This is a genomic window from Flindersiella endophytica (assembly GCF_054779015.1).
The window spans coordinates 124,348-150,438 of sequence record NZ_BAAGYY010000015.1; the positions used below are offsets into that span (position 1 = coordinate 124,348).

Below are 26,091 nucleotides of genomic sequence, written 5' to 3' on the forward strand. Positions count from 1 at the left end.
TTTGGCTACTCTCTGCCTACTTTACGATTCCGCCTGTACACATACCTGGCCAGTTGGTAGCAACGGGCTAAGGCATACCTACCCTGGCGGAAACCGCACCAAGCAGATCGTCGGCCGCAGTGTACGGGTCAAGATCACCGGCGACTACCCGGCGCGCCAGCGTGTCGAGCCGATCGTCGCCGGGCAGTTTCGCCGCATGTGCCCGAAGTGCCGCGAACGCCAGCGCCTCGATCTCGGCCCGCGCCTGTTGGGTCCTGGCCCGGGTCAGTTCGTCACCGCTGGTGAGGTACGTCCGGTGTCGGCCAACCGCCTCGACCAGCTCCGGGACGCCCTTTCCGGTGGTGGCGTCGGTGAGCACGATCGGCGGCCGCCAGTCGCCGGCGTCGCGTTGCGCCAGGCCGAGCATGTGCCGCAGGTCGCGGCTGACCCGCTCGGCGCCCTCCCGGTCGGCCTTGGTCACGACGTAGACGTCGCCCACCTCGAGGATGCCGGCCTTGGCGACCTGGATCGCGTCGCCCATGCCCGGGGCGACCAGCACCAGCGTGGTGTCGGCCAGCCCGGCGATGTCGACCTCCGACTGCCCCACGCCGACGGTCTCGACGATGATCACCGAGCAGCCGGCGGCATCCAGCACCCGCAGCGCCTGCGGAGTGGCCGCGGCCAGACCGCCGAGGTGCCCGCGGGTGGCCATCGAGCGGATGTAGACGTCGGGGTCGGTCGCGTGCTCCTGCATGCGTACGCGGTCGCCCAGCAGCGCGCCTCCGGAGAACGGTGAGGTCGGGTCGATCGCCAGCACGCCGACCCGGCGGTCCTGCTTCCGGTACGCGCCCACCAGGGCGGACGTCAGCGTGGACTTCCCAACCCCCGGCGAGCCCGTGATGCCGATCGTCTCCGCCTCACCGGTGTACGGAGCCAGCAGTCTGGCGATCTCGCGGACCTCCGCGGACTCCGGCCCGCCACTCTCGACGAGCGAGATCAGCCGCGCGACGGCGCGGGCGTCGCCGGTACGGGCGGCGTCGACCAGCTCACCGACCGGCCGGGAGCGGCGCCGGTCGCGAGTCACACAGCCGCCGGTACGCGGACGATCAGCGCGTCGCCCTGCCCGCCGCCACCGCACAGCGCGGCCGCGCCGAGCCCGCCACCGCGCCGGGCCAGCTCGAGCGCGAGGTGGAGGACGATCCGGGCGCCGGACGCGCCGATTGGGTGCCCGAGGGCGATCGCGCCGCCGTGGACGTTGACCCGTGCCTCGTCGATGCCGAGCTCGCGGGTGGACTGGAGCGCGACCGAGGCGAACGCCTCGTTGATCTCGACCAGGTCGAGGTCGGAGGGCTGGATGCCGGCCTTCGCGCAGGCCGCCCTGATCGCGTTGGCCGGCTGCGACTGCAGCGTCGAGTCGGGTCCGGCGACCACGCCGTGCGCGCCGATCTCCGCGATCCAGGCCAGCCCGAGGCGTTCGGCGGTCTCCTTGGAGGCGACCACGACCGCACAGGCACCGTCGGAGATCTGGGAGGCCGATCCCGCGGTGATCGTGCCGTCCTTGGTGTAAGCGGGACGCAGCCGGGCCAGGACCTCGGCGCTGGTGTCGGCCCGGACGCCCTCGTCGGTGTCGAACACGAGCGGGTCGCCCTTGCGCTGCGGCACGGACACCGGGGTGATCTCGCTGTCGAACACGCCGTCCTTGATGGCGGCGGCCGCGAGCTGATGGGAGCGCGCGGCGAACGCGTCCTGCTCCTCGCGGCCGAGCCCGAGCTTCGCGTTGTGGTTCTCGGTCAGCTCACCCATGCTGACGTCGGTGAACGCGTCCCAGAGCCCGTCGTACTGCATCGAGTCGACGAGCGTGGTGTCGCCGTACTTCACGCCGGTACGGGAGTTGCGCAGCAGGTGGGGCGCGTTGGTCATCGACTCCATGCCGCCCGCGACCACGAGGTCGAACTCACCCGCGCGGATCAGCTGGTCGGCCAGCGCGATCGCGTCGAGGCCGGACAGGCAGACCTTGTTGATGGTGAGCGCCGGCACCGACATGGGTACGCCGGCCTTGACCGCGGCCTGCCGAGCTGTGATCTGCCCGGCGCCGGCCTGCAGGACGTGGCCCATCAGGACGTACTGCACCTGCTCAGGTGTCACGCCCGCGCGTTCGAGTGCCGCCTTGATGGCGATGCCGCCGAGATCCGCGGCGGAGAAGTCCTTCAACGCGCCGAGCAGCCGGCCGATCGGCGTGCGTGCGCCCGCAACCAGTACCGATGTCATATGACCACCTTAGGTCGTGACAGCACCGACCTGGGCCGACGCTCCGGAGCGTACGGCAGCGCACGGGAGCACAGGCGGATGCCGCAGGATGGGTCCATGTCCACCAAAGCAATGCCCGGCACTCCCCACCCCGGTGTGTTCGAGGGCATCGACCACGTCGGCATCGCCGTGCACGACCTGTACGCCGCGATCGACGCCTACACCTCGACCTACGGAATGCGCGTCAGCCACGAAGAAGTGAACGAAGAGCAAGGCGTTCACGAAGCCATGCTCGAGATCGGCCCGGCGGGCGCGGCCGGACCGCCGGTCCAACTGGTGGCGCCGTTGTCTGACGACACACCCGTCGCGCGCTTTCTCGCCAAGCGGGGCGAAGGTCTGCACCACGTCGCCTACGCCGTCGACGACATCGCCTCCGCGTCCGCACAACTAAGGCAGCAAGGCATGGAACTGCTTTACGACACGTATCGTCGGGGTACTGGGGGTTCCAAGGTCAACTTCATCCATCCGAAGAACGCGGGCGGAGTTCTTGTGGAACTAGTCGAGCACAGCATCGTTCACATTGGTGACGGGTGATTGACTGGTACCCTGCGCGCCCCGCACGTGCTGCAACCTATAGCTGGACAAATGCGTCGAGGAGAACGTGATGACTGAGCCGCCCGACGAGGGCCTTGCAATCTTGGAGAAGGGAACTTCCGTTCGGACGTTCACTTCCGTGCTGCTGGGCTACGACCGCCAGGAGGTCGACTCGTGTGTCGCGCGGCTCGAACGCGATCTCTCCGAGCAGGATCGCAAGATCAGCGAGCTGCAGCGCGAGCTGGCCGCGACCCGGCGTGAGTTGGCCAAGAAGGGCGAGCCCACCTGGGCGAAGCTCGGCCATCGCGCCCAGGAGATCCTGACGCTCGCCGAAGAGCAGGCGATGGACGTCGCGGCGCGTGCGGAGGAGAAGGGCGCCGACATCCGCGCCGAGGCCGAGACCGACGCCCGCCGGCTGCACAACGAGGCGGAGCGGGTCGCGTCCGAGGTGCGCCGGCGCGCACACGAAGAGGCCGAGCAGAGCCGGAACTCCGCCGAGGGCGAGGCGCAGCGCATCATCGAGGCCGCGCAGAAGCGGCACGACGAGTTGGTCGCGCAGGCCACCGAACTGGCGGCCAGGCAGCAGCGCGAGCTCGAGCAGCGCATGTCGGCGCGCAAGCAGGCGGCCGAGCACGAAGCGGAGTCGCTGATCGCCAAGGCCGAGCGCGAGGCCGCCGACAAGCGTTCCGAGGTCGCCAAGATCGTCGACGACGCACGTCGTGAGGCGTCCGAGATCCACCGCAAGGCGGTCGCGGAGAGCGACCGGATCGGCCAGCAGGCCGAGCAGCTGCGGCGTACGGCCGAGAAGCACTCCGCCGACACCGAGCAGCGCACCGAAGAGCGGCTGCGCGCGGCCAACGACCGGGTCACCCAGGTCCTGGCCGGCTCCCGCCGGGAGGCCGAGCGGATCCGTAAGGACGCTCGCGGCGAGGCCGAGCGCATAGTGGCAGACGGCAAGGCCAAGGCCCGCGAAGACATCGCGGCCTCCGAACGCAAGATCGCGAGCCTTCGCCGCCAGCGCGACGACCTGCTCGAAAGCCTCACCCGGCTGCGCGACAACGTGGGCCGGATCACCGGGCTGCCCGGACAGCAGCCCGCCGGGCCGGCTTCCGTACGCCCGGCTCCCGAGCCGCCGCAGGCAGCGCCGAAGCCGGTGCCGAGCCCGCCGATAGAGAGCAGCGGACAGGGCATCAAGCAGCCCCTCGCCCAGGGCAAGGGCGGCGACGGCCCGACCCGTGGACAGGGACAGAGCCAGCCGGGCGGACGCGGGCAAGGACAGTCCGGCCGCGGACAGGGACAGCAGTCCGGCGGGCCGAGCGGGACAAAGCGTCCACCGCGCAAGGACGGGGCCTAGACGACCGGCGCGCCGGTTCCGGTCGATCCCAGGGCTGAATCCGGGTCTATTCCAGGGTTCCTCGCCCTGTTGGTGAGATCGCCGACGCTCTATCCTCTGCACGGTGACCGACAAGCCGGAGCAGTCCGAGACCCCGTCCAAGCCCGATCCGGGAGCCGCGGCCGCACCCTCTGACCAGGCCGCTGACACCGGTACGGGCTCCGGCTCGGGTGGTGTCGACGGATCGGCTCCGGCCGACGCGGGTGGCGGCGAACCTACCGCTGGTGTCGGCCCGTACGGCTCGCTGGGCGTGGCCGGACGGCGGCTGTCGCGGACGTCGCCGTTCTACCTCGGCTTCGTCGGAACGATCGGTGTGCTCACCGCCTGGCTGCTCGGGAACGCGCTTGCTTCGACACGCAGCGTGCTCGTCCTGCTCATCGTGGGCATGTACCTCGCGATCGCGCTGAACCCGCTGGTCGAGTGGTTCGTACGGCACCGGGTCAAGCGCGGGCTCGCGGTGTTCGCCGTGGTGATCGGTGCGCTGGCGCTGTTCGGCCTGATGGCGCTCGCGATCATCCCGGTCGTCACCGAGCAGGTCACCGCGCTGGTGCAGCAGGTACCCGACTGGCTGGCGCAGCTTCAGCGCAACCCCGACATCCAGCAGCTGGACGACCGCTACGACATCATCGGCAAGATCGAGGACTACGTCGCCAGCGGCGACCTCGCCGCGGGCCTGTTCGGCGGCATCCTCGGCTTCGGCAAGATCGTGTTCGGCGCGGTCTTCAGCGCGTTCACCGTGCTGGTGCTGACGCTCTACTTCCTCGGCTCGCTGCCGAAGATCACCCACGCGGTCTACCAGATGGTTCCGCGTTCTCGCCGTGACCGGGTGTCGAGGCTGTCCGACAAGATCCTGGAGCAGATCGGCCGTTACGTCGGCGGGCAGCTCCTGGTCGCCGCGGTGGCCGGCACGATGACGTTCCTCTTCCTGACCATCTTCGCGGGGCCGCTGCGCGGATACGCGCTCGCGCTGGCCATCGCGGTCGCCGTGCTCGGGCTGATCCCGCTGGTGGGCGGCCTGGTGTCGTCGGTCCTCGTGATCGCGCTCGCGTTCCTGACGGGCGGGCTGTCGACCGGGATCATCTGCCTGGTCTACTACGTGATCTACCAGCAGGTGGAGAACTACCTGATCTACCCGCGCATCATGCAGCGCTCGGTGAGCGTGCCGGGAATGATCGTGGTCGTGGCCGCCCTGGTCGGTGGCTCGATCCTCGGCATGGTCGGCGCCTTGCTGGCCGTCCCGACAGCCGCCGCCATCATGTTGATCATGCGCGAGGTCGTCATCCCGCGCCAGGAACGAGCCTGACGCCGGCCGCACATTTGCCTGGCAGAACCTACATGACCACGGGTGCTCGGTCATTAGCGCTCGCCCGTGGCAAATCTGCCTGGCAAAGGCTGGATGACCGAGCACCCGTGGTCATTGTGCCGGCGCCCGAAGGCGTTCGGCGTGGTTGAGCTCTAGGCGATCTGTTCCAGGGGGTCGCCGGTCAAGCGCGCGGCGCATGGCGCCGCGCTGGCAAGGCGGAGGAGGAGCCAGGAGGGGCCTCCGGCGATCGACGACAACGCAGCCAGCGTGGATGCCAGGCGTCGCGCGTCAGGCGACCCCTTGGAATAGATCGTCTAGTGGTTGGCGAGGCGCGGGTCGGTCGAGGAGACCGTCTCCCCCGTCTCGTACCAGCCGGTCGGGCGGCGGTTGACCGTCGGCAGGACGCGCTCGGCGTCGGTCGGAGCGGCCCACTTCACACCGTTGGAGATGACCTTGCGGATCTCCTTCTGGTGGTAGGTGGGGTACTCCTGGTCACCCGGACGGAAGTAGAACACCCGGCCGCGCCCGCGACGCCACGTGCAGCCGCTGCGGAACACCTCGCCGCCGGAGAACGAGCTGATGAAGATCTGCTCGTCCGGCTGCGGGATGTCGAACAGCTCGCCGTACATCTCGTCCTCGGGGATGATCAGCGGGTGCGGGATCCCCTGCGCGATGGGGTGACCCGGCGCGACCGTCCAGATCAGCTCACGGTCGTGCTCCGAACGCCAGTCCAGTGTGCACGTCGTGCCCATCAGCTTGACGAAGATCTTCGAGAAGTGCCCCGAGTGCAGCACGATCAGGCCCATGCCCGACAGCACCGCCTTGTGCACACGCTCGACGACCTCGTCGGAGACCTGGCCGTGCGCCGCGTGACCCCACCAGGTCAGGACGTCGGTCTCGGCCAGCACTTCCTCGGTGAGGCCGTGCTCGGGGTCCTGCAAGGTGGCCGTACGGACGACAACATCGTCGCCGAGGTTTTCCCGGATGCCGTCGGCGATGGTGTTGTGCATGCCGTCGGGGTAGAGCTCCTTGACGGAGGCATCCTTCTGCTCGTGGACGTTCTCGCCCCACACTGTGACCCGGATCGGGCTCATATGTCCTCAGTTCTTTGGTCTGTGTCGGCCGGCTGCTACTCGCTGACGAGGACCTCGCGGCCCTCGAGAGCGGAGAGGTAGATGGCGTCGATGATCTTCGAACGGACGAGCCCGTCGCGTCCTACGTGGTCGTTCCAGTTGCCGCCGCGGATGGCCTCGACGAACTGGCGGACGACCTCGCGGTGGCCCTTGCCGCGCTGCACCTCGGGCTTGATCTCGGCGGGCACGCCGGCCACGTCGGTGTAGACCCGGAGCGTGTTCTCGGTGGCGTAGTTGGGCACCTCGATCTTGGCGCCGCCGTCGGTGCCGAACAGCTCGACGCCGAAGTTGTCGCCGGACTCGCGGTACATCGCCCAGCTCACCTCGAGCGCCAGCACGCCGCCGCCCTCGAGCCGGAGGAACGCCGTGGCGAGATCCTCGACTTCGTACGCGGACCCGACGTTGTGTTTGGCGGCGTAGCCCGAGCCACCCAGCCCACGCGGGCCGAGCTCGGCGAACGTCGTGGCGCTGGCGGACAGCACCTTCGGCTCGCCGAGGAGGTAGAGCGTCATGTCGAGCATGTGTACGCCGAGGTCGATCAGCGGGCCACCACCGGCGAGCTCCTTGCTGGTGAACCAGCTGCCCAGGCCGGGGATGCCGTTGCGGCGGACCCAGTGCGTCTTCGCGTAGTAGATCCGCCCGAGCTCGCCGGCGTCGACGTGCTTCTTCAGCGTCTGGACGTCGCCGCGCTGCCGGTGGTTGAAGATCACCCTCAGCACGCGGTGGTTGTCAACCGCCGCTTGCACGATCTTCTCGGCTTCGACGCCGGAGCGGGCCAACGGCTTCTCACAGAGCACGTGCTTGCCGCTCTCGAGAGCGGCCACAGCGATCGGCTCGTGCAGCTGGTTGGGGGTCGCGATGCTGACGGCGTCGATGTCGTCACGTGCGAGCAGATCCTCCCAGCGGAGGTGAAGATGCGGAATCTGGTGCTTCTCGCCAAGTTCGGCGAGCCGGTCGGCCTCGAGTCCAGCCAGGCCGACGACTTCCACATCAGGGAGGTCCAGGAACCCCTGCATGGCGGCCTGCCCGGCGAAGCCGAGCCCGATCACGCCGACGCGGAGGGGGTTTGGAACCTGAGGTTGAACGGCCGCGCTGGAGGCAGCCGACGGGTCCGTCGTTGTCATCGACGTCCAGTGTAGGGACCGCAATCCAAAGTTTCGTCCGGGTGAACGGGTAGCAGTCCTGACCGCTTTCGGCAAGTTTACGAAACCGCCGGCGCGGGGTCAGTCCTCTCGTTCCGGCCCTGGTACCGGCTTGTCGGCGAACGCGGCGACCGTCTGGTCGGCGTAGGCGCTGGCGTCGGCGAGCTCCATCGGGCCGTCCCAGGCGGCCGGGAGGGGCCCACTGCCTGGGCGTACGCGGGCGACGATCTCGTCGAGCGCCCGCTCGGCCATCCCCACCCAGAGGTGCTTGCCGCCCTCGATCGCGACCACCTCGGCCTGCGGGATGCCCGCCGCGAACCGCTCGCGGGCCTCGTCGGGGCGTACGTAGTCGTCGAGCTCCGGGACCAGCGCGGTCACCGGCTTCCCGGACTCCGCCCAGGCGGCCAGATCCGCAGGCGTCGACCACCGCAGCGACGGCGACAGCAGGATCGCCCCCTCCACGCTCGGGTCGCAGCCGTATTTCAGCACCAGGTCGGTGCCGAACGACCAGCCGATCAGCCAGATGTGCGGCAGCTCGGCGAACTCGGCGTACTCCAGCGCCGCCGCGACGTCGAACCGCTCCCCCTGCGCCGAGTCGAACGTGCCCTCGCTCTGTCCCTGCACGCTCTTGGTGCCGCGGGTGTTGAACCGGAGCACCGCGAGGTCGGCCAGGGCCGGGAGCCGGTAGGCGGCCTTGCGGTAGATGTGGCTGTCCATCATGCCGCCGTGCGTGGGCAGCGGGTGGACGCAGACGATGGTCGCCACCGGGTCGCGGTCGAGCGGCACCGCCAGCTCGCCGATCAGGGCCAGCCCGTCGGCTGTGTGCAGGGTCAGCGGCGTGCGACGGGCGGGAAGAACGCTGTTCGCGCGAATCGGTGCCACAGGCTCGACCCTACCGACGGGTGCGCCGGTTGAGCCGGGCCCGCCAGCAGCTGTTGTGCCAGTGCCGCCGCTCGTCGAGACCGGTGCCGGTGAACGAGATGGGGTCGACCGGCCAGGCGACCGTGTGGGGCGTCGCCGGCGTGATCACCTGGTCACAGCCCGGGCAGCGGTAGGGCTTGGTGCTGGAGGAGCCGGTGATCCGGCGGACGTGCCACTCGCCGTCAGGCCACTCCTCGATCGTCTCGTGCCCACCGAACAGCGGCCGCGGCTCGGAGTCGGCGGCCGGCTGCGGCTTGCGGCGGTGGCGGCGGGACACACAGGCAGTTTACGGATGAACTGGAGCGGGCCTCCCCGTCACATGACGAGGAGGCCCGCCCTCGGCCGGCCAGAGCTGGACTCAGCCAGACTCTGTCACCAGCCTCACCCCAGGTTGGCGATCTTGTAGGCGCGCGTGGCGGTCCAGCCACCGCTGTTGCCCTGTGCGTCGGTCACGACGACCCGCAGCGAGATGTACGGGTTGGTGAACGTCGCCGGGTGCGGCACGTTGGCCACCCACTGCCCGGAGGCGTTGCTGACCGGCACCGACGTCCAGGTCTTGCCGTCGTCGTTCGACACCCGGACGGTCGCCGTGGCGACGCCGCCCTGGGCACCCGTGACGTTCAGCGTGATCGGGAACGCCCGGCCGGCCGGTGCCCGGCCCCACTTGTCGAAGTCACCGGTGACCGCCGTCGAGATGATCGGCAGTGTGGCCACGTCCTCGGTCACCGCCGGGGCCTTGAACACCCAGGTCCCGGACACCTTCGGCACGAACGGCGACCACGGCGACTGCTTCGCCGCGTGCATCACGGCGGTGTACGTCGCGCCTTGCACAGCACGCTCGGTGTAGACGTACCACGGCGTCGCCGAGGTGGCGACCGTCGTGCTGCCGCGCTTGAGCACCCAGTCACCCGTCACCGACTCCTCGGGGTACGGGTAGATCGAGCTCCCGCCCGACGGGTCGAACGGGCCGAAGTCGACCTCCATGTAGTTGTCGCTCCAGATCGCCCCGGTGCCCTGCGGCGACCAGGCGGCCGCGCTCAGCTTCACGGCGTACTGCTTGCCGGCCTCGTACGCCAGTCCCTCGTAGAGGAACTCGTCGTAGGCCCACTCGCCGCTGGGCTGGTTCGCCCACAGCGTGCTGTACCACTCCGTCGGCTGGCCGGAGACCTCCGGCAGCACCCGGTACGTGCGAGCTGTCGGCGTCGTGACCGATGCCGAGGAGCCGAACGCGGTGAAGAACTCGGGCGAGCCGAAGAACACGTCGCGGAGGTAGTCACCCACCGCCTTGACGTTGTGCGCGTTGATCGACACGTTCACCTCGGCCAGCTGACTGTCCGCGACGGCGTACTCCAGGCCGTCCGGGATCGAGCCGGAACTGGTGTACGGGATGTCGTAGGAGCCGGCCGTGGTGGAGATCTCCTGGAACAGCGAGAACTCCGCCGGACGCCCGAACGACGCGACGCCCACGGCGAACGCCTCCGGTTGCGCGGTCAGGTCGGTGACCTGGACGCCGCTTCCCCAGACGATGCCCTGGATGTCCATCGCAAGCGCGGTGCCGATCGTCTGGGTCACCGGACTCGCGCCGTCGACCTTGGCGGTGACCTGCTTGCCCTGCCTGGCGTCGAGGGTCAGCGCGACCGGCGCGGTCGCCGTGATCCTCGGAACGGCCAGCGTGGTCTGGCTCAGCGAGCCGGACGGCGCCAGGGTGAGCACCTGGAGCGCGACGGTGTACGCGCCACGAGGAACCCGGGCCACCCACTTGCCGTCCTTCGGGCGCGCCACGATCGCGGATTCGCCCGTCGCGGCGTTGATGAGGTACGGCGCGTCGAACAGCTGGCCCTGGTCGAGACCCGTCACCTTGTCACCGTTGCGGTCGGTGATGTCGAGGCTGACGTCATAGGCCTCTTGCTCGACGTTGACCGAGACGGGTGTGCGCACGTAGATGCCGGTGGCGGTGGCGGTGATGCGGCCCTGGTAGAGCAGGCCGGGCCGGCTCTTGGTGGGGTCGATGGTCAGCGTCACCTTGGCGGTGGAGCGCGCGGGGACGGTCACGGTGTTGGGCATGCTGAACACGCCCGCTGCCGGGGCGGCACCGTTCTGGTCGACCGGACGGAACGCGAGGCTCAGCGTCAGTGGGCTCGCGCCGGGGTTGCGGTAGGTGAGGGTGCGGGTGGCCTTCTGGGTGTGGGGCCACTGCAGGTTGGCCGAGAGGCTGCCTTCGAGGGTGAACACCTTCTGGTTCACCGCCCTGGCCACGTCGAGGAACCCGGCGCCCTGGCGGAACACCGACTCGTTGACCGGCAGCCTGGAGGTGCCCATCAGCGCCGACTTCAGCAGCCGCGCGTTCCAGGTCGGCTGCTGCTGGGCCAGGATCGCTGCCGCGCCCGCGACATGTGGCGTGGCCATCGAGGTGCCCGACAGGCTGGTGTAGTAAGTGCTGACGATCGGGCCGAGCTCGGTGCCGGCCGCACGCGCGGCCACGATGTCGCGGCCGGGTGCCGCGATCTCCGGCTTCACCGCGAAGTCGCCGATCCGCGGGCCCGCGGAGGAGAAGTCGGCCGTGGTCTGGTTGCGGTTGGTCGCCGCCACCGACAACGCCTCGTTCGCCGAACTCGGCGTGGTCACGGTGTAGCGATCCGGGCCATAGTTACCGGCCGCGACGACGAACAGCGTGCCCGAGGACAGGCTGAGCTCGTTGAGCGCGACGTCGACGATGTCGGTGCCATCGGTCGGCCCGCCACCCAGGCTCAGGTTGACCACCTTGGCCTGCTGCGCCACCGCCCACTCCATACCGGCGATGACCGTCGACTCGCTACCAGAACCGAAGTCGTCGAGCACCTTGCCGTTGAGCAGCTTGGCATCCGGCGCCACACCCTTGTACTTGCCGCCCGACCGCGCACCATCCCCGGTGATGATCGAGGCGACGTGCGTACCGTGACCGAAGTGGTCGATCACGCTGCCGCTGCCACTGAAGTCCTTCGACGCCAGCACGGCGCCCTTGAGGTCGAGATGCGCGGTGTCGATGCCGGTGTCCAGGACCGCGACCTTGACGTTCTTTCCGGTGTAGCCCTTCTTCCAGGCCTCCGGGGCGCCGATCTGCGGCACCGAACGGTCCAGCGACGCCTTCATCTTGCCGTCGAGCCAGACCTTCCGGACGTCTCCGGCGTACGCGCCGGCGATCGCCTGCTTCTTGCCGGGCACCGCCTTCGTGCTGCCGGTCAGCCACTTCCAGAACGCCGTCGCCGACTGCTTCTTCTGCTGTACGGCCGTCGACTCGACGCTCGCCAGCTCACGGCTGGTCGCCGCGCCCTTGGGCAGCGTAGAGACCTGCTTGCCCTTGCTGTGCTGGACGATCAGCGGGATCGTCTTGCGTACGTTGTCGGAGTATCCGTCCTCGGCCAGCTGCGAGACCTCGAACAGCCGCCGGTCCAGCCGGCCGGACGCCACCAGCGAGACGGCATCCGACGGGAACACCCAGAGCGAGTCCCCGCGTCGTTCGGTACCGAACACCACGCCGTCCCGGCCGGGGCCGGGCGAGGCGGTTGCCGCGTACCCTTTCGCTCCCTTCACCAGGCGAACTCGGTCGCCGGTGATGAGTGTGACCATCTTGAACTTCTCGCCGCGATGTGCGGAGGCGTTTCCGGAGTCCGATCCGGAGCCGGGCGGAACCACCGCCGAGGCCGGGACCGACGCGGAAATCGTCGTGATGGCCAGCCCGCTCGCCAGCAAGGCGAGCATGGTTTTTCGTACAGATCCAAACATCGAGTCACGCCATGAGCTCATGAGCGCTGTTCCCCTCCCGATGCGAGCCGCTCGACGCGCGGCCCAGCGTTATGAACGCAGACGCCACACGCCTGATGGAAAGTTGCTACGAACCGGGGAGCTCTCGAAAGTCAGGTCCAAAGACCCTAAGCTGGTGGCGTGCCGCGTTATGAGTACCGCTGCCGCACCTGCGGCGACACCTTCGAAGCCAACCGCCCGATGAGCGAGTCCAGCGCCCCGGCGGCCTGCCCGGCTGGGCACGACGACACGGTCAAGCTGCTGTCGACCGTCGCGCTCGGCGGGAGCCGAGGCGCCGCCGCTGCCTCGGGTGGAGGCTGCTGCGGCGGCTCCTGCGGCTGCGGCCGTTAGTCAGCTCGCGAGCTGGTCTGGTTCCGGTTGGTCGCGGCGACTGTCAGCGCCTCTGCGACCACGGCATCGGGTACGAGTCCGACCTGATCGGCGGCATGGAGTGGGCGGTGGCGAGCCACTTCCAGAGCCCGCGGTGGTCTGCTTGCTCTGCTCGATCGCGGTGGCTGTGCTGCTCTTCAGCTCGCGGCTCACGGCCGCGCCCTTGGGGAGGGTTGTTACGGCTCGCGCAGTCCGTACGCGCGCAGCATCGTGTACGAGACGCCCGAGCCGTTGGCGTCGCGGGCGTTGACGCGGGTGGCGACGAAGCCGTTGCCGGCCGGTGGGTGGGTAACCGTGCCGCGCCAGCTGCCGTCGGGTGCCTTGGTCAGTGGCACGCTGTGCCAGGTCCGGCCGTCGTCGTACGAGAGGGAGAGCGTGGCCCAGGTCAGGCGCGCCGCCGGTTCGCCGTCGCCGGCGTGGAGGGTCAGCGGGAAGGGCCGGCCCACCGGTGCACGGCCGAGCTCGTCGAACGGGCCGGTGAGGCGGGTGTTCAGCAGCGGCAGGTCGGCACGCCCGGAGCCCGGCCGATGCGCCGCGACGAAGGTCCAGCGGCCGGTGACCTTGGTTCCGTACGCGGCCCAGCGCGGGTCCAGCCCCGGCTCGTTGCCGAACTCGACGGTGTAGTTTGCCCGGCGCGCCGACGGCTCGAACTCGAAGCCGTCGTAGTCGGGGCCGTACTCCGCGATGACCTCGCCGTCCCGCCACAGCTTCCCGCTGCCGACGTAGTGGTTGGACGGCGACAAGGTCCGCCCGGTCGAGGCGACGAGCTCGTCGACGCTGAGCACGCCACTCTCGTCGTCCCACCAGCCGCCGGCGCTCGGGCCGAAGGCGGCCGTGCCGTAGGTGATCGGCACCCGCCGGCCGGGGCGGAACGTCGAGTCGTTGTAGGCGCCCCATTCCTGGTAGTAGTGCAGACGCGGATCGTCCGCCGTCGGCTGGGCTTCGAAGCCGTCCGTCCACAGGGCCGGCTGCCCGTCCGGGAGCACGGGATTGACCAGGACCGTGTGCTTGCCGGGGCCCTCGATCGGGAGCTTCACCTCCACCTCGCGGCTGATCTCCCGCGGAAGCGACGTGGTCAGCCGCCACACGCCCGGCACCGCGATGCCCGGCTGGGCGATGTCCACGTCGACCTGGGTCAGGTCGGAGTCGTGCGGTGAGTAGCGCGGGTCGGCCGGGATCCGGTCCGGTGTGCCGACCAGCACGTCGTAGGTTCCACGGCCGGAGCTCAGCCGGTCGCGGTAGTAGAAGAGCAGCTTCTGGTCGGTGACTGGCGCGGTCGGCAAGGCGTACAGCGGGACGTCCTGGCGGACGTCGAACAGGGTGCCCGCCACCGACCCGGGCACACCGCTCTGCTGCACGATGCCCAGCGTGGCCTGCTCTCGCTTCGCGTCCGGCGCGTCGACGGTCAGGTCGACGGGGTTCGCCCGGCGCGCGTCGAGCGTGACCGCGGCGTCGGCCGTGACCTGGAGCTTCGGCTCGGCGAGCAGCGTCAGCGACTCGTCGGGTGAACGTACGGCCGTGACCAGCGTGTAGCGGCCGCGTGTCACCTTGGCCCGCAGGTGGCCCGCCCCCGCCTCGAGCGGGACGAGGTTGCCGTCGGCGACGTTCTCCAGCCAGGCCGGACCCTCGAAGGCAGGGTCGTCCGGGTCGTCGAGCACCCGGCCGGCCCGATCGACGAGCGTGACCTGCACGGTGTACGAGGCGTCGGCCCCCGCGTCGGCTCCCGCGGTGGCGGTGGGGACGGCCAAACCGACAGTCACCAGGGCGGCCAGGCTGCGGCGTATCCAACTCATGCGGCGCTACGCTCCCGTGCCATGAAGCCACCACCGCAGCCTCCGCGGGTGAGGCTCCTGATCGTGGAAGACGGGCGCCTCGCGATGATCCGCCGCACTCGTGGCGGCCGGGTCTACTACACGCTGCCCGGCGGCGGCGTCGAGCCCGGCGAGACGTTCGAGCAGACCGGAGAGCGTGAGGCGTGGGAGGAGCTCGGTGTCCGGGTCGAGGTGACCGGCGAGCCGTACGACGAGACGTTCGGCGACCACCGGTTCATCTACTTCCGCGCGCACATCGTCGGCGGGCGGTTCGGTACGGGCGAATGGCCTGATCATCTGGAGAAGCCGGAGGAATGGCGGGCGGAGCGCGGTTCGTACGAAGCGTGCTGGGTCGAGCTGGACAAGCTCGACGAGCTGGAGAACGGACCGGCGCTGCGCGCGCTGCTGGCCGGACGGCCGCTGGTCCGGATGGACCGGTTCAACCATCTGACGTTGACGGTGGCCGACCCGGAGCGCAGCCGGCGGTTCTACATCCAGATGCTGGGCCTGGTGCCGTCTACGTTCAGTGACGGGCGGATCGGAGTGCGGTCGACGCATCAGTGGATCGAGTTTCGTCGGGGCGAGGGAGGATCCGATCGCCAGGTGGACATCAGCTTCGTCTCAGCTGTACCCCTTGGACTGGTGATGGAACACCTCCGGCAGAACGACGTCGCCATCGAGGAGGGCCCGATCACACGGCAGGACTGGCTCGGCGAGATGACGCTGATCGCTCTGCGTGATCCCGACGGCAACCTGATCGAAGTGGCGACGTACGACAGCCTGTGAGCCGCGCTGCCGCACAGGCATTGGCATCACGCCACGCGGGCGAGACTGAGCGCGGTCGAACGCCCCGTTGGCACTATGGTGAACCGTCGTGCGCCTCGTGATCGCGAACTGCCAGGTCGACTACGCCGGACGACTGACCGCCCACCTGCCGATGGCCCCTCGCCTGCTGATGGTGAAGGCCGACGGCTCGGTGCTGGTGCATGCCGACGGCGGGTCGTACAAGCCGTTGAACTGGATGTCGCCGCCCTGCAAGCTCGAAGAGGACGACGGCGTCTGGAAGGTCACCAACAAGGCCGGCGAGGAGCTCCGGATCACCATCGCCGCCGTCCTGCACGACTCCGCCCACGAGCTCGGCGTCGACCCCGGACTGCAGAAGGACGGCGTGGAAGCGCACCTGCAGGAGCTGCTGGCCGAACACCCGGAGACGTTCGGCGCGGGCTGGACGCTGGTGCGCCGCGAGTACCCCACTGCCGTCGGCCCGGTCGACCTGCTCTGCCGTGACGGCGAAGGCGCCTCGGTGGCTGTCGAGGTCAAACGCCGCGGCGAGATCGACGGGGTGGAGCAGCTCACGCGCTACCTGGACCTGCTGAACCGCGACCCGCTGCTGGCGCCGGTCCGCGGCGTGTTCGCGGCGCAGGAGATCAAGCCACAGGCCCGCGTCCTCGCAACCGACCGCGGCATCTCCTGCCTCACCGTCGACTACGACGCCCTGCGCGGCCTGGACGACCCCAGCCTCCGCCTCTTCTGAGTGCACCGGACCTAAGTCAGACCACACAACCAATGCTCCGATCGTCTAGAGCCCGGCTCGCTTGCCGACGGGGTGCCTGAAGCGCACACAGTTGAGCCAACCTCACTGGTGGAGTGCCGTCGCGCTCGCGGTGAGCGCGGCGGGCGGGTCGCTGTTCAGCCGGTGGCGCGAGCCGACCGGTAGGCCGTTCGGTAGCTCGCTGGTGGGGTGCCGAACCGGTCGCGGAAGACGCGGGAGAAGTGGAAAGGGCTGGCGAAGCCCGAGGCCGCCGCGATCGTTTCCACGGTCAGGTCGGTCGCCTCCAGGAGGCGGGCGGCATGGCGCAGGCGGGCGTCGCGGAGGGCTTGCATCGGGGTGCGGCCGGTCTGCTCCACGAACAGGTGTGCCAGCCGGGACGGTGACAACGCGACCTGCGCGGCCAGCGACGCGACCGTGTGCGGAGCTGCTGGGTCGGCCTGCAGGAGAGCCTCCACGCGGCGGACTCGGTCGTCCCCGGCCACGTCGTCGCCAACCGCGGAAGCGCCGGCCGAGGCAGCCATCGCCAGCAGGAGGATCTCCTCGACCGCGTTCAGGGCCAGCTCCCGAGCCGACGCGCCCCATGCGATCGCCGGGCGCGACCAGTCCACCCCAGCGGGAGGGGGCGGAGGAGCCGCTGCCCCATCGCCCGGCCAGCGGGCGTCGGTGTGCAGGCGCTGGAACGCGGACTCGATCCGCGGCCGCACCGCCTCCGCGACCCCACGCAGGGCGTACAGCCGGGACCCCACTTCGTACGGCCGCAGCCACGGCTGCCACGTGCTGCGCGCCTGGCAGTGCACCCACCACAGCGTCCATCCCGGCGCTCCGCGTGCCACGCCGTAGTCGTGGGTCACGTCCGGGCCGGCGATCACCAGGTCTCCGGGCTGGATCAGCACGTCAACCCCGCCCTGCCGAAACCAGCCGTTGCCGGTCGTCGTCCAGGTGAAGAGCCAGTTCGGCGCACCGCGCTCACGGTGGACGAACGCCTGCTGGCTGTGGCATGCCGCCACCAGCGACTCGGCCGGCGGCGCGGGAGTCTCGCGAGCGGCAGCAGGATCAGGCAGGTCCTCGGCACTCACAGACATCCCCAGGCCGGCCTGCGCACGCTTAGCCTCGACAGCATGACGAGCATCGATTCGAGCGTATCCACCACTTTGAGCGAAGCTGAGCTGCGCCGGTTCGCCGAATCCGGCTACGCCGTCGTCCGCGGCCTGTTCGACGCGGACGAGATCGCGCAGATCTGCGAGGAGTTCGCGGCGATCAAGGCCGGCGGACCGGTCCCCCGGCACTTCAGCCCGCAGCCGCAGCTTCCCGGCGAACCGTACGACGCGCTGCGGGAGTACCCGCGGGTGATGTTCCCCGACCAGTTCAGCCCGCTGGCCCGTCGCTACCTGCTGGACTCCCGGCTGAACGCGATCCTCGAGGGTCTCCTCGGCGAGGAGGTGCTCGCTGCGCAGAGCATGTTCTACTTCAAGCCACCAGGTGCCAAGGGCCAGGCGTTGCACCAGGACAACTTCTACCTCAAGGTCGAGCCCGGTACGTGCGTCGCCGCGTGGGTCGCGTGTGACGTGATCGGACGCGACAACGGCGGACTCGAGGTCGTCCCCGGCACCCACGCGATGGACCTGTTCTGCCCCGAGGAGGCCGACTCGTCGGTGTCGTTCACCCGCGAGTACGTGCCGCCGCCGCCCGGCCTTTCGGCCGTCCCGGTCGACCTGCGGCCAGGCGACGTGCTGTTCTTCAACGGCAGCCTGGTCCACGGCTCCGGGCCCAACACGTCCGACCGGTTCCGCCGCTCGTTCATCTGCCACTACGTCGGCGCGTCGACCGCACGCATCTCGACGTCGTACCCGACCATGCGGATGAACGGCCAGCGCATCCATCTCGACGCGAGCATCGGCGGCGGCCCGTGCGGCACGGAGTACGAGCCGAGCGGCAGCCCGCACTAGTCACGAGTCCCCGCATAGTCGAAACGGGACCGTGCAGACTGGGTCCCGTGAGCTCTTTCGCCCGCGGTACGCGGATCGGCGAGCGCTACCGCCTCGTCAACGAGATCGGGCGCGGCGGCATGGGCACGGTGTGGTGCGCCTACGACGAGGTACTCGAACGACTCGTCGCGGTGAAGCTGATGGCCTCCGGCGGCGAGCAGCTCCGCAAGGAGGCCCGCGCGGCGGCCCGGCTCTCGCACCCGCACATCACGAGCGTGTACGACTATGGCGAGTCGCCACCGTACATCGTGATGGAGCTGCTCGAAGGCGACACGCTCGCCGCCCGGCTGACCACCACACCGCCCGACCCGGCAACGGCCAGGACGATCGCCGGCCAGATCGCCTCGGCGCTGGCGGCCGCGCATCGCCGGGGAGTGGTCCATCGCGACGTGACACCCGGCAACGTTGTGCTGACCCCGGCCGGCGCCAAGGTCGTCGACTTCGGCATCTCCACGATCGGGCACGCAGAGACGGCCACGCACGGCACGCCGAAGTACCTCGCACCCGAAGTACTCGCCGGCGCGCCCGCCACTCCCGAGAGCGACGTCTACTCGTTCGGTGTCATCCTCGGCGAGCTCGTGCCCCGCGACCACCCGGCCGAGCACGCTGAACTGGCTGAACTGGCTGAACTACAGGCACATTGCCGGTCAGCGGCACCGGGCGACCGGCCCACCATGGCCGAGATCGCGGGCACCCTCGTGCCAACAACCAGCCAGCCGGCTAACGGCGCGGCTCCCCCACCGCCGTCCAGGACCCGGCTGCTCACCGACGCGCTGACGACCCGGTTCCGTACGCGTGGCAAGAGCACGCGTACGCAGAACCGCAACCTCGCCACGCTCCTGGCCACGACGATCGGCGCGATTGCGATCATCCTCCTGCTCGTCTTCGCGCTGAACCGCCCCGACCGGCCGTCGACCGCCGCACCGACCAAAACGACGACGCCGCCGGCCAGCCCGGTCGCCCCACCCGCTGAGCTCGAAGTACGGGTCCAGAACGCCGGCGCGGCGGAGGGCCAGCAGATCAACGCCTACTTCGACCTGTTCAACCGGGGAAAGGAGCCGATCAAGCTGTCCCAGGTGACGATCCGCTATTGGTTCAGCGCCGACGACGACCCGGCGACGTTCCAGGCCGAGTGTGACTACGCCGTGAGGAACCGCGACAACATCCGCCGCGGGATCGAGGTGGTCACCGACGGCCGGGACGGCGCCGATCGCGTGCTCGTGCTCGGCTTCGGCGCTGGGGCGAGCTGGCTCAACCCTGGCGAGTCGACCGGCCAGATCCAGATCAGGGTGCACAAGCAGGACTGGACGAACCTCGACCAGAGCGACGACTACAGCTACCAACTCGCCACCACCTACGCGGCGGCGCCGAAGGTGACGGCCTACGTTGCCGGCAAGCTCGCCTGGGGCAGGGAACCAACATGACTCGTGTGCTCGTCATCGGTGCCGGCGTCGTCGGACTCACGTGTGCCGTCCGGCTCGCCGAAGCCGGCTACGACGTCTCGGTGATCGCTCGCGACCTGCCGCCGGAGACCACCTCGACCGTGGCGGCCGCGCTCTGGTATCCCTACCTCGCCGAGCCGAAGGACCGCGTGCTCGGCTGGGCTGCGACAAGCTTCACGGCGTTCGAGCAGCTGGCGCGGACCGAGCCCGGCGCAGGCGTACGGATGCGCTGGGGCACCGAACTGCTGACCGAGCCGGCGCCCGCCGATCCGTGGTGGGCATCGGCGGTCCGGCGGCTCGACCGGCTCACTCCTCCGGACGGTTACGCCGACGGCTGGCGCTTCGAGTCGCCGGTCGCCGACATGGACGTCTACCTCGCCTGGTTGACGAAACGGCTCGCCGAGCTCGGCGGGACGCTGACTCGCCAGGCCATGCACGCGCTGCCCAACCAGGCGCCGATCGTCGTCAACTGCAGCGGCCTGGGCGCGCGGCACCTCGCCGCGGACCAGTCGCTGACTCCCGTACGCGGGCAGATCTGCCTGGTGGAGCAGGTCGGGCTCACCGAGTGGTGGCTCGACGAAGGCGACGAGGAGAACCTCTGCTACATCGTTCCGCGCCTCGACACCATCGTCGTCGGCGGCACGGCGGAGGACGGCGTGTGGGATCGCACACCGCGGCGGGAGGTCGCGAGCCGCCTGCTCGGCAAGGCCGAACAGCTCGTGCCGGCGCTGGCGAGCGCCAGGGTGGTGGCGCACCGGGTGGGCCTGCGCCCGAAGCGCCCGACCGTACGCCTGCAAGCCGAACCCGCAGGCGACGGCCGCCTGGTCGTCCACTGCTACGGCCACGGCGGCGCGGGAATGACGCTCTCCTGGGGCTGCGCCGACGAGGTGCGCACCCTCGTCGACGCGCACGCGGGCTGACCGCTCGTCAACGCCTGGCCCGGACGAACGTGGTCGCGGCCGAACGGAAGGCAGCCTCCGGGTCCTTCTCGGCCTGGGGCAGGTTGCCGGCCAGCAGCAGCGTGGCGAACCCGTGGACCAGCGACCACGCCGCGATCGCACGGGGGTCGGACCCCGCCGGCGACCGCGGCGGCGCTTCGCCCAGTCGCGCCAGCCCCGCGTACAACTGCTCGGCGGACCGGCGCTCGGCCGCCACCAGGTCCGGATCGTCGCGACGGTAGAGCTCGGGACGGAACATCACGTCGAAGTGCTGCCGGTGCGTCGTCGCGAAGCGGACGTAGGCGACAGCGACCTCGATGAAGTCGTCGTGCCGGCTCCAGGCGCCGGCCAGCGCGTCGGCGAGCAGGTCGTAACCCTCGGCGGCGAACGCGGTCAGCAGCCCGGCCTTGTCGCCGAAGTGGTGTGCCGGCGCCGCATGCGAAACACCGGCCCGGCGAGCCAGGTCGCGCAGGCTGAGCGCCGCCGGACCGGCGTCGGACTCGGCGAGGACGACGGCGGTCTCGCGCAGCAGCGCGCGCCGCAGGTCGCCGTGGTGGTAGGGGCGAGCGGTCATGCCGTTCACTCTGGCAGCCGATCTTGCCAATGACAAGTTCGTGGAGTAGTGTCGCCAACATCCGAACTAGTCAGTGACAAGATAGGAGACCGGGATGGCCCCGCTCATCGCTCTCATCGGTGGCAGCATCCTGTTCCGCCTGCTCGGACTCGCCTGGTCCGCGTTCGACAGCTGGCAGCCGGCGCTGGCCGGCGGCCTGGCCGCGATGTTCGTCGTCACCGGCCTGGCGCACTTCGTCGGACCGCTGAAGGCGGACCTGGTGGCGATGGTGCCGCCCCGGCTGCCGCGGCCGGAGCTGCTGGTCGCGCTCACCGGCGGGCTGGAACTGCTCGGCGCCGCCGGCCTGCTCCTCCCGGCCACCCGTACCGCGGCGGCGGTGTGCCTGGCGCTGCTGATGGTGGCGATGTTCCCCGCGAACGTCTACGCCGCCCGGCGCGACGTGCCGCTCGGCGGCAGGCCGGCGACGCCGCTGGTGCCCCGCACGTTGATGCAACTGCTCTTCGTCGGCGCCTGCGTGGCGGTCGTGCTGGGATGAGATCCACCGCCAGCCGTCCGAAATCCGTTGGCCCCTCGCCCGTACGGCCTGCGACCATCAGGCCATGAGCACCGATGTCGTTGCCGCGTTGTCGGCAGCCGAGTCAGCTCTCCCGGCGGAGCTCGCCGAAGGCGCGTTCGCCGAAGTCGTCGCCGGCATCCCGTGCGTGAGCTACCCGCTCCGGCAGCCGTGGGCGACGCAGGCCAAGGTGATGGACGTTCCGTCGCCGCACGCACTGGCCGCCGCGACCGGATGGCTCGCCGACCACGCGGCGGCCTGGACGGTGACGATCCGCGCCGCGCATGCGAGGGAGCCGGTGTTCGCCGGCCTGACGCCGCGCCTCGAGCTGCCGTGCCTGGTGCTGTCCGCCGGCCCGGAAGCGGGTTCGGTGCATGCCGTCGACGGCCTCACCATCGGCCGCAGCCACGACCGAGCGGAGTTCCTCGCGGTGTTCGGCGAAGAGTTCGCTCCGCTCTTCGCTCCGCAAGCCCTTGCGCACAAGGACTCCCGGTACCTGGTCGGCCGCATCGACGGGCAGCCGGTCGCGTGCGCGAAGGTCGAACTGGCAGCGGGCACCGCGTACATCGGAGGCATCGCCGTCCTGCCGAGCCATCGCGGCCGCGGCATCGGCGTCGCGATCAGCGCGGCGGCCGTCGAAGCGGCCAGGCAGCTGGACCCGAGCCTGATCTGGCTGACCGCCGTACGCGAGCTGCATCCCCTCTACACCCGGCTCGGCTTCCGTGAGGCCGACGTCCACGTCCAGCTGAGCGGCGGGCACCCCGCACCGGCCTGAGCGCCATCGAGCCGGCGTCGCCTCCACCTTTTGGTGGATGCCCGACCAGTCCTTCGATGGCTCCGGGCGGCGCTCGCCGTCGCGATGCTGGATGGCATGACACAGACCGATGCAGTCATCCAGGTCAAGGGGCTGCGTAAGAGCTACGGCGAGGTACGTGCCGTCGACGGCATCGACCTGACCGTCGAACGCGGCGAGGTCTTCGCCGTGCTCGGCCCGAACGGTGCCGGGAAGACCACCACCGTCGAGATCCTCGAGGGCTACCGCCGGCGCGACGCGGGCGAGGTCAGCGTGCTCGGCCAGGACCCTGGTACGGCCGGCCCGCGCTGGCGGACACGAGTTGGCGTCGTGCTCCAGGACGCGACGGACGCCGGCGAGCTCACCGTCCGCGAGGTCGTCGAGCACTTCGCCCACTACTTCCCGAGGCCCAGGGATCCGAACGAGGTCGCCGCGTTGGTCGGCCTCGAGGAGAAGTGGGGCACCCGCGTACGCAAGCTCTCCGGCGGCCAGCGCCGGCGCCTCGACGTCGCACTCGGCATCCTCGGCCGCCCCGAGCTGGTGTTCCTGGACGAGCCCACGACCGGCTTCGATCCCGAAGCCCGCAGGCAGTTCTGGGGCCTGATCCGCGGTCTCGCCGCCGAAGGCACGACGGTCGTTCTCACCACGCACTACCTCGACGAGGCCGAGGCGCTCGCCGACCGGGTGGCGGTGATCACGCGCGGCCGGATCGTCGCCACCGACAAGCCGGCCGAGCTCGGCGGCCGGCACCAGGCCGACATCACGGTGCGCTGGGACGACCAGGGCGCCGAGCAGGTCATCCAGACCCGCAAGCCCACCGAAGCCGTCCTCGCGCTCGCCGAGAAGTTCGGCGGCGAGATCCCAGGGCTGACCGTTCATCGGCCGAGCCTGGAAGACATCTACCTCCAGCTGATCGGCAACGACAAGGAGCACTCGCTGTGAGCACTTCCGAATCCATCAAGCTGCCGTCCACCCTCGGCGTCGGTTGGGCCCGCGGCCGCCTCGAGATCAAGCAGTTCTTCCGCGAACGCGACTCGGTGGTGTTCTCGTTCGCCTTGCCGGTGGTCTTCCTGGCCTTGTTCGGCGTGATCTTCGGCAGCGACACGGTGGTCGGGACCACGACGTACAGCCAGCTGCTGGTGCCGTCGATGCTCACGCTCGGCATCGCATCGACGACGCTGGTCAACATCGGCATCTGGATCGCGGTCGACCGCGACAACGGCACGCTGCGCCGGCTCACCACGATGCCGATGCCGCGAATCGCCTATTTTCTGGGCAAAATCGTGATGATGGTCGTCGTCGGGCTGATCGAGTCGGCGATCCTGCTCGTGGCCGGCGTGCTGATGTACGGCGTGCAGTTGCCCGCGACGCCGGAGAAGTGGCTGACGCTCACCTGGGTGGTGCTGGTGGCGTTCGCGGTCTGCGGCACGCTCGGCGTCGCGTTGTCCAGCCTGCCGCGCAGCTCGCGGTCGGCGGCCGCGGTCATCAACTTTCCTGTGCTCGTGCTGCAGTTCCTGTCGGGCATCTTCATCCCGTTCAACCAGCTGCCCGACTGGCTGCACACGATCGGCTCGTTCTTCCCGCTGAAGTGGATCGCCCAGGGCCTGCGGGCGGCGTTCCTGCCGGACGAGATGGCGGTCATCGAGCCGGCCCACAGCTTCGAGCTCGGCCGCGTGGCGCTGGTGCTGCTCACCTGGCTGGTGGTTGCCGTCGTGCTCTGCCTCACGACGTTCCGCTGGAAGCGCCGCGGCGAAGGGTAGATTCCCTCGTGATGAACTCCGTCCAGACCGTCGCCCGGGAGCGTTCGTTCCGTGAACGCTCCCAGCGATGGTGGCATGTGGCCTACGTCGTGTTCATGCTCGTGATCGCCGCGGCCTGGGCAGTCGGGCCCGACATTCCCCCCACGCAGCGCTGGATCGGGCTCGGCCTGCTCGCCGTCATGGTGGCCGCCTACGCCACGGTCGGGCGGCGCCTGCTGATGGGAGCCATGGACGCGTCGGCCGAGAAGATCGGCTACCTCCTGCTGGTGTGCGTGTGCACGCTCGTGCTCATCCAGATGCAGGCGTTCAGCCATTTCCTGCTGTTCATCGCGTTCTCCCACATCTGGTCGATGCTGCCGTTTCGCTGGTCGGCGGGTTTCGCGTTCGGCTTGTCCGGTGCCCTGGTCGTGCTGTCGCTCGTCTTCGGCGATCGGACGCTGTCGGCGATCCTCACCAGCCTGATCGTCTACGGCATCACGACCGCGCTGGGATTCCTGCTGGGCATGTGGATCACCGGGGTGATCGGCGAGAGCGAGCAGCGCCAGGCGCTGATCGACGAGCTCGAGCAGACCCGCGCCGAACTGGCCGAATCGCACCACAGGGAAGGCGTCCTGGCCGAGCGCGAGCGGCTGGCGACCGAGATCCACGACACGCTCGCGCAGGGGTTCATGAGCATCCTGATGCTGAGCCAGGCGCCGGAGACACCCGACCGGATGGAGCGAATCGAACGTACGGCAAGGGAAAACCTCGCCGAGGCGCGCTCGCTGATCGAGGCGCTCGGGCCGGACGACCTGCGCAGCGGCACGCTCGCCGACGCCTGCCGCAGGGTGGTCGAGAGGCTCGAGGTGCGAGGGGAGTTCAGGTTGCACGGCGAGCCGCGGACGCTGCCGGCCAACGCCGAGGTCGTCCTGCTGCGCGCCACGCAGGAGGCGTTGACCAACGTACGCAAGCACGCCCGGGCATCCCTGGTCGAGGTGACGCTGACCTATGGCGACGACCAGACGAGCGTCGAGGTCAGCGACGACGGCGTCGGCTTCGACGTCGACGCGGCCGAGGGTTTCGGCTTGCGTGGCATGCGAAACCGCGTGCGGCAGGTGGAGGGCCGGCTCGAGGTCACGTCGAGACCGGGGCAGGGCACGAGCGTGAAGGTGGTCGTACCGTGAACGTACGAGTCCTGCTGGCCGACGACCACCCGGTCGTACGCGAAGGCCTGGCGGCGATGCTTTCGGCCGAGCCCGACCTCGACGTCGTCGGCGAGGCCGGCAGCGGCGACGAGGCGGTGGCGCTGGCGGTGCGGCTGCGGCCCGACGTCGTACTCATGGACCTGCGGATGCCGCGGCTGGACGGCGCGAGCGCGACCGCGCGGATCGCGCGGGAGGTGCCGGGTGTGCGGGTGCTCGTGCTGACGACCTACGACACCGACGCCGACATCGTGCGGGCGGTCGAGGCGGGCGCGACGGGCTATTTGCTGAAGGACACTCCGCGTTCGCAGCTGGCCGATGCCGTGCGGGCGGCCGCGCGCGGTGAGACCGTGCTGGCGCCACCGGTGGCGGCGAAGCTGGTGGGGCGGTTGCGGATCGGCGCCGATCCGGCCGTTCCGGCGCTGACGGCTCGGGAGCTGGAGGTGCTGAAGCTGGTGGCGGCGGGCTCGACCAACGCCGAGATCGGCCGGCAGCTGTTCATCGGCGAGTCGACGGTGAAGACCCATCTGCTGAAGGTGTTCGGCAAGCTCGGGGTCGACAACCGCACCCGTGCGGTCGCCGTCGCCACCGAGCGCGGGCTGCTGCCACGTGGCTAGACG

25 protein-coding genes are annotated in these 26,091 nt (G+C 69.9%); 15 read left to right on the top strand and 10 right to left on the bottom strand.

Annotated features, from left to right (window positions below):
* Nucleotides 1-67: 67 nt before the first annotated feature.
* Together meaB and ACYVF6_RS16195 are read right to left on the bottom strand one after the other, a co-directional pair.
* Entirely contained in the window at nucleotides 68-1,063 is a 996-nt protein-coding gene (meaB, locus tag ACYVF6_RS16190; protein ID WP_460521945.1) for an ArgK/MeaB family GTPase, read from the bottom strand.
* Complete coding sequence (locus ACYVF6_RS16195) at nucleotides 1,060-2,247, bottom strand: acetyl-CoA C-acetyltransferase (protein ID WP_460521947.1); 1,188 nt, start codon at nucleotides 2,245-2,247, stop codon at nucleotides 1,060-1,062. The genes meaB and ACYVF6_RS16195 overlap by 4 nt, the downstream gene beginning before the upstream one ends.
* Before the next feature lie 96 nt (nucleotides 2,248-2,343).
* Between ACYVF6_RS16195 and mce the strand changes: the two genes are divergently transcribed.
* The 3 genes from mce to ACYVF6_RS16210 all read left to right on the top strand — a co-directional run bounded on the left by mce (nucleotide 2,344) and on the right by ACYVF6_RS16210 (nucleotide 5,516).
* On the top strand, nucleotides 2,344-2,820 hold the full coding sequence (mce, locus tag ACYVF6_RS16200) for a VOC family protein (RefSeq protein WP_460521949.1): 477 nt from the start codon (nucleotides 2,344-2,346) through the stop codon (nucleotides 2,818-2,820).
* A gap of 70 nt (nucleotides 2,821-2,890) precedes the next feature.
* Complete coding sequence (locus ACYVF6_RS16205; RefSeq protein ID WP_460521951.1) at nucleotides 2,891-4,174, top strand: DivIVA domain-containing protein; 1,284 nt, start codon at nucleotides 2,891-2,893, stop codon at nucleotides 4,172-4,174.
* Nucleotides 4,175-4,277: 103 nt separating this feature from the next.
* On the top strand, nucleotides 4,278-5,516 hold the full coding sequence (locus tag ACYVF6_RS16210) for an AI-2E family transporter (RefSeq protein WP_460521953.1): 1,239 nt from the start codon (nucleotides 4,278-4,280) through the stop codon (nucleotides 5,514-5,516).
* A 314-nt stretch (nucleotides 5,517-5,830) separates the two neighbouring features.
* Here the strand turns inward: ACYVF6_RS16210 and ACYVF6_RS16215 are convergent, their stop codons facing one another.
* The 5 genes from ACYVF6_RS16215 to ACYVF6_RS16235 form a co-directional block, all read right to left on the bottom strand.
* Entirely contained in the window at nucleotides 5,831-6,610 is a 780-nt protein-coding gene (locus tag ACYVF6_RS16215) for a ThuA domain-containing protein (protein ID WP_460521955.1), read from the bottom strand.
* Between the two features lie 35 nt (nucleotides 6,611-6,645).
* The gene (locus ACYVF6_RS16220; protein ID WP_460521957.1) at nucleotides 6,646-7,773 is read right to left on the bottom strand and encodes a Gfo/Idh/MocA family protein; all 1,128 of its coding nucleotides are present in this window, start codon (nucleotides 7,771-7,773) and stop codon (nucleotides 6,646-6,648) included.
* 99 nt (nucleotides 7,774-7,872) lie between these two features.
* Nucleotides 7,873-8,673 carry an alpha/beta hydrolase gene (locus tag ACYVF6_RS16225; protein WP_460521959.1) on the bottom strand — a complete coding sequence of 267 codons (801 nt, stop codon included), beginning with the start codon at nucleotides 8,671-8,673 and terminating at the stop codon, nucleotides 7,873-7,875.
* A 10-nt stretch (nucleotides 8,674-8,683) separates the two neighbouring features.
* On the bottom strand, nucleotides 8,684-8,989 hold the full coding sequence (locus ACYVF6_RS16230) for a hypothetical protein (RefSeq protein WP_460521961.1): 306 nt from the start codon (nucleotides 8,987-8,989) through the stop codon (nucleotides 8,684-8,686).
* A 104-nt stretch (nucleotides 8,990-9,093) separates the two neighbouring features.
* Nucleotides 9,094-12,450: a S8 family peptidase gene (locus tag ACYVF6_RS16235; protein WP_460521963.1), complete on the bottom strand. Its 3,357-nt coding sequence runs from the start codon at nucleotides 12,448-12,450 to the stop codon at nucleotides 9,094-9,096.
* A gap of 183 nt (nucleotides 12,451-12,633) precedes the next feature.
* On the opposite strand from ACYVF6_RS16235, the gene ACYVF6_RS16240 reads away from it, so the two are divergent.
* Nucleotides 12,634-12,843: an FmdB family zinc ribbon protein gene (locus ACYVF6_RS16240; protein WP_460521965.1), complete on the top strand. Its 210-nt coding sequence runs from the start codon at nucleotides 12,634-12,636 to the stop codon at nucleotides 12,841-12,843.
* Nucleotides 12,844-13,058: 215 nt separating this feature from the next.
* Here the strand turns inward: ACYVF6_RS16240 and ACYVF6_RS16245 are convergent, their stop codons facing one another.
* Nucleotides 13,059-14,675: a hypothetical protein gene (locus tag ACYVF6_RS16245; RefSeq protein ID WP_460521967.1), complete on the bottom strand. Its 1,617-nt coding sequence runs from the start codon at nucleotides 14,673-14,675 to the stop codon at nucleotides 13,059-13,061.
* Nucleotides 14,676-14,696: 21 nt separating this feature from the next.
* Here ACYVF6_RS16245 and ACYVF6_RS16250 point away from each other — a divergent pair, with 21 nt between their 5' ends.
* Both ACYVF6_RS16250 and nucS read left to right on the top strand, forming a co-directional pair.
* Nucleotides 14,697-15,479, top strand: coding sequence for an NUDIX domain-containing protein (locus ACYVF6_RS16250; RefSeq protein ID WP_460521969.1), 783 nt, complete (start codon nucleotides 14,697-14,699; stop codon nucleotides 15,477-15,479).
* A gap of 88 nt (nucleotides 15,480-15,567) precedes the next feature.
* Nucleotides 15,568-16,227 carry an endonuclease gene (gene nucS, locus ACYVF6_RS16255; protein ID WP_460521971.1) on the top strand — a complete coding sequence of 220 codons (660 nt, stop codon included), beginning with the start codon at nucleotides 15,568-15,570 and terminating at the stop codon, nucleotides 16,225-16,227.
* A gap of 155 nt (nucleotides 16,228-16,382) precedes the next feature.
* On the opposite strand, the gene ACYVF6_RS16260 is transcribed toward nucS, so the two are convergent.
* Nucleotides 16,383-17,321, bottom strand: a complete 939-nt coding sequence (locus ACYVF6_RS16260; protein ID WP_460521973.1) for a helix-turn-helix domain-containing protein — start codon at nucleotides 17,319-17,321, stop codon at nucleotides 16,383-16,385.
* A gap of 42 nt (nucleotides 17,322-17,363) precedes the next feature.
* Here ACYVF6_RS16260 and ACYVF6_RS16265 point away from each other — a divergent pair, with 42 nt between their 5' ends.
* The 3 genes from ACYVF6_RS16265 to ACYVF6_RS16275 are packed head-to-tail and all read left to right on the top strand — an operon-like array spanning nucleotide 17,364 to nucleotide 20,592.
* Complete coding sequence (locus ACYVF6_RS16265) at nucleotides 17,364-18,191, top strand: phytanoyl-CoA dioxygenase family protein (protein ID WP_460521975.1); 828 nt, start codon at nucleotides 17,364-17,366, stop codon at nucleotides 18,189-18,191.
* Nucleotides 18,192-18,238: 47 nt separating this feature from the next.
* Nucleotides 18,239-19,654 (top strand): protein kinase domain-containing protein, encoded by a 1,416-nt coding sequence (locus ACYVF6_RS16270; RefSeq protein ID WP_460521977.1) that lies wholly within the window; start codon nucleotides 18,239-18,241, stop codon nucleotides 19,652-19,654.
* Nucleotides 19,651-20,592, top strand: a complete 942-nt coding sequence (locus tag ACYVF6_RS16275) for an FAD-dependent oxidoreductase (protein WP_460521979.1) — start codon at nucleotides 19,651-19,653, stop codon at nucleotides 20,590-20,592. Before ACYVF6_RS16270 ends, ACYVF6_RS16275 begins: the two co-directional genes overlap by 4 nt.
* Before the next feature lie 7 nt (nucleotides 20,593-20,599).
* Here ACYVF6_RS16275 and ACYVF6_RS16280 read toward each other — a convergent pair whose 3' ends face one another.
* Nucleotides 20,600-21,184: a TetR/AcrR family transcriptional regulator gene (locus tag ACYVF6_RS16280; protein ID WP_460521981.1), complete on the bottom strand. Its 585-nt coding sequence runs from the start codon at nucleotides 21,182-21,184 to the stop codon at nucleotides 20,600-20,602.
* A 94-nt stretch (nucleotides 21,185-21,278) separates the two neighbouring features.
* Between ACYVF6_RS16280 and ACYVF6_RS16285 the strand changes: the two genes are divergently transcribed.
* The 6 genes from ACYVF6_RS16285 (at nucleotide 21,279) to ACYVF6_RS16310 (ending at nucleotide 26,088) form a co-directional block, all read left to right on the top strand.
* On the top strand, nucleotides 21,279-21,719 hold the full coding sequence (locus ACYVF6_RS16285) for a DoxX family protein (protein ID WP_460521983.1): 441 nt from the start codon (nucleotides 21,279-21,281) through the stop codon (nucleotides 21,717-21,719).
* A gap of 64 nt (nucleotides 21,720-21,783) precedes the next feature.
* Nucleotides 21,784-22,512, top strand: coding sequence for a GNAT family N-acetyltransferase (locus tag ACYVF6_RS16290; protein WP_460521985.1), 729 nt, complete (start codon nucleotides 21,784-21,786; stop codon nucleotides 22,510-22,512).
* A 96-nt stretch (nucleotides 22,513-22,608) separates the two neighbouring features.
* On the top strand, nucleotides 22,609-23,472 hold the full coding sequence (locus tag ACYVF6_RS16295; RefSeq protein WP_460521987.1) for an ABC transporter ATP-binding protein: 864 nt from the start codon (nucleotides 22,609-22,611) through the stop codon (nucleotides 23,470-23,472).
* Entirely contained in the window at nucleotides 23,469-24,290 is an 822-nt protein-coding gene (locus tag ACYVF6_RS16300; protein WP_460521989.1) for an ABC transporter permease, read from the top strand. Before ACYVF6_RS16295 ends, ACYVF6_RS16300 begins: the two co-directional genes overlap by 4 nt.
* An 11-nt stretch (nucleotides 24,291-24,301) precedes the next feature.
* Nucleotides 24,302-25,453 carry a sensor histidine kinase gene (locus ACYVF6_RS16305; protein ID WP_460521991.1) on the top strand — a complete coding sequence of 384 codons (1,152 nt, stop codon included), beginning with the start codon at nucleotides 24,302-24,304 and terminating at the stop codon, nucleotides 25,451-25,453.
* On the top strand, nucleotides 25,450-26,088 hold the full coding sequence (locus tag ACYVF6_RS16310; protein WP_460521993.1) for a transcriptional regulator: 639 nt from the start codon (nucleotides 25,450-25,452) through the stop codon (nucleotides 26,086-26,088). Before ACYVF6_RS16305 ends, ACYVF6_RS16310 begins: the two co-directional genes overlap by 4 nt.
* The last annotated feature ends 3 nt before the right edge of the window (nucleotides 26,089-26,091 follow it).

Excerpts from the sequence above, each read along its gene's own strand:
- ACYVF6_RS16220 (WP_460521957.1), bottom strand. The coding sequence starts at position 7,773 with ATGACAACGACGGACCCGTCGGCTGCCTCCAGCGCGGCCGTTCAACCT.
- ACYVF6_RS16305 (WP_460521991.1), top strand. The coding sequence starts at position 24,302 with ATGAACTCCGTCCAGACCGTCGCCCGGGAGCGTTCGTTCCGTGAACGC.
- ACYVF6_RS16275 (WP_460521979.1), top strand. The coding sequence starts at position 19,651 with ATGACTCGTGTGCTCGTCATCGGTGCCGGCGTCGTCGGACTCACGTGT.
- ACYVF6_RS16195 (WP_460521947.1), bottom strand. The coding sequence starts at position 2,247 with ATGACATCGGTACTGGTTGCGGGCGCACGCACGCCGATCGGCCGGCTG.
- ACYVF6_RS16205 (WP_460521951.1), top strand. The coding sequence starts at position 2,891 with ATGACTGAGCCGCCCGACGAGGGCCTTGCAATCTTGGAGAAGGGAACT.
- ACYVF6_RS16295 (WP_460521987.1), top strand. The coding sequence starts at position 22,609 with ATGACACAGACCGATGCAGTCATCCAGGTCAAGGGGCTGCGTAAGAGC.
- ACYVF6_RS16215 (WP_460521955.1), bottom strand. The coding sequence starts at position 6,610 with ATGAGCCCGATCCGGGTCACAGTGTGGGGCGAGAACGTCCACGAGCAG.
- ACYVF6_RS16235 (WP_460521963.1), bottom strand. The coding sequence starts at position 12,450 with ATGCTCGCCTTGCTGGCGAGCGGGCTGGCCATCACGACGATTTCCGCG.
- ACYVF6_RS16250 (WP_460521969.1), top strand. The coding sequence starts at position 14,697 with ATGAAGCCACCACCGCAGCCTCCGCGGGTGAGGCTCCTGATCGTGGAA.
- ACYVF6_RS16245 (WP_460521967.1), bottom strand. The coding sequence starts at position 14,675 with ATGAGTTGGATACGCCGCAGCCTGGCCGCCCTGGTGACTGTCGGTTTG.
- ACYVF6_RS16280 (WP_460521981.1), bottom strand. The coding sequence starts at position 21,184 with ATGACCGCTCGCCCCTACCACCACGGCGACCTGCGGCGCGCGCTGCTG.
- mce (WP_460521949.1), top strand. The coding sequence starts at position 2,344 with ATGTCCACCAAAGCAATGCCCGGCACTCCCCACCCCGGTGTGTTCGAG.
- ACYVF6_RS16290 (WP_460521985.1), top strand. The coding sequence starts at position 21,784 with ATGAGCACCGATGTCGTTGCCGCGTTGTCGGCAGCCGAGTCAGCTCTC.
- ACYVF6_RS16285 (WP_460521983.1), top strand. The coding sequence starts at position 21,279 with ATGGCCCCGCTCATCGCTCTCATCGGTGGCAGCATCCTGTTCCGCCTG.
- ACYVF6_RS16265 (WP_460521975.1), top strand. The coding sequence starts at position 17,364 with ATGACGAGCATCGATTCGAGCGTATCCACCACTTTGAGCGAAGCTGAG.